This is a genomic window from Streptomyces sp. SID1328 (genome assembly GCF_009865595.1).
GTDB lineage: Bacteria > Actinomycetota > Actinomycetes > Streptomycetales > Streptomycetaceae > Streptomyces > Streptomyces griseoluteus.
The window spans coordinates 1-1,779 of record NZ_WWKH01000685.1; the positions used below are offsets into that span (position 1 = coordinate 1).

2 protein-coding genes are annotated in these 1,779 nt (G+C 70.7%); both read right to left on the minus strand.

The window, feature by feature from the left end; translation table 11 throughout:
* Window positions 1-1,307 (minus strand): sensor histidine kinase (locus GT030_RS21920; protein ID WP_161202561.1); only part of this gene is annotated, 1,307 nt, incomplete at its 3' end.
* A 105-nt stretch (window positions 1,308-1,412) separates the two neighbouring features.
* On the minus strand, window positions 1,413-1,779 hold a 367-nt coding region (locus GT030_RS21925; protein WP_346009709.1), incomplete at its 5' end, for an ATP-binding protein.

The following is a 1,779-nucleotide window of genomic DNA, read 5'->3' on the forward strand; positions in this document are numbered from 1 at the left end:
GGCAGTTCGGCGGTGATGACGGTGGGTCCGCCGGGTGGGGAGTCCACCGCGAGGACTCCGTCGACCGCGTCGAGGCGTTCGGCGAGTCCGGCGAGTCCTGATCCGTGGGCGGGGTCGGCTCCGCCGATTCCGTCGTCGCGGATTTGGAGCATGAGGTGGTGGGGGGTGTGCCAGAGGTCGAGGGTGGCGTGGTGGGCGTGGCTGTGTTTGCTGATGTTCTGGAGGAGTTCGCTGGCGGTGTAGTAGGTGATGCCTTCGATGGCGGGTGCGGGCCGGGTGGGGAGGTCGACGGTGAGGGTGACGGGGACGGTGCAGCGGGTGGCGATGGCGGAGAGGGCTGCGTCGAGTCCTCGGTCGGTGAGGACGGCGGGGTGGATGCCTCGGGCGAGGTCGCGGAGTTCTTTGAGGGCGGTTTTGACTTCGCCGTGGGCTTCTTCGACCATGCGGGCGGCTGTTTCGGGGTCGTGGTGGAGTTTTTCCTTGGCGAGTCCGAGTCCCATGGCGAGGTTGACCAGGCGTGCCTGGGCTCCGTCGTGCAGGTCGCGTTCGATACGGCGCAGGTCGGCGGCGGCGGTGTCCACGACCACACCCCGGTCCGACTCCAGCTCCTCCACGCGGGCCGTCAGCCGGGAAGGGCCGAGCAGGCCGCGCACCAGCAGCCCGTCCACCGTGGTCAGGCCCCGCAGCAGCCACGGGGTGAGCAGCGTGAACACCAGCCCGACCAGCGCGGTCGCGGTGATCTCGAAGGGGTTGTCCAGGTAGACGCTGTGGTGGTCGTCCCCGTAGAGCTGGATGCCGCCCTGCCCGGCCCACATCGGGAACACCCAGAACCACAGCGGGTACGTCAGCAGCGCCCAGCCGTACGTCCAGAAGCTGATGGCCACCGAGAAGGAGAACACCGCCCACGGGAAGTGGACCAGCGCGTACACCAGGTGCCGCCAGGACGAGCCGCTCTTGAGCACCGCGCCGAGCCAGGGCAGCAGCCCCGGTCCGCTGGGGTTCAGCGGCTCCGGTGCGGCCACCCGCACCTTCAGCAGCGCCCCGGCCCGTGCCCGCTCCAGCGCCCCGAAGCCCCGGCAGCCGACCAGGGCCAGCGCGAGGACCGGCACCCCGACGAAGGTCACCAGCAGGCCGGCGCCGAGCGAGATCATCGTGACCGTCCAGACGAACAGGGCGACGGCCACCGGCAGTCCGGTCAGCGCGTAGCCCAGTTCCCGCCAGGTCCGCGCCTCCAGCGGCGCCTTCAGCGCGGCGGGGAGGCGGTGGCGGGCCGGCTCTTCCCGGTAGGGCGTGTAGTGCGTGGCCATCGGTGTGGTCCCCGTTCTCCTCGTGTGGGCTTGCCTGCTCAGACTGCTCGCCCGCACCGGGTGCGGGCCATGGCGTGCGTCCCCGTCTTGAACAGGGGGTTTTCCCTACCGTCCGGCGCGGTGCTCGTCCTCCCGGTCCCGCCAGGGCAGTTCGGCGGTGATGACGGTGGGTCCGCCGGGTGGGGAGTCCACCGCGAGGACTCCGTCGACCGCGTCGAGGCGTTCGGCGAGTCCGGCGAGTCCTGATCCGTGGGCGGGGTCGGCTCCGCCGATTCCGTCGTCGCGGATTTGGAGCATGAGGTGGTGGGGGGTGTGCCAGAGGTCGAGGGTGGCGTGGTGGGCGTGGCTGTGTTTGCTGATGTTCTGGAGGAGTTCGCTGGCGGTGTAGTAGGTGATGCCTTCGATGGCGGGTGCGGGCCGGGTGGGGAGGTCGACGGTGAGGGTGACGGGGACGGTGCAGCGGGTGGCGATG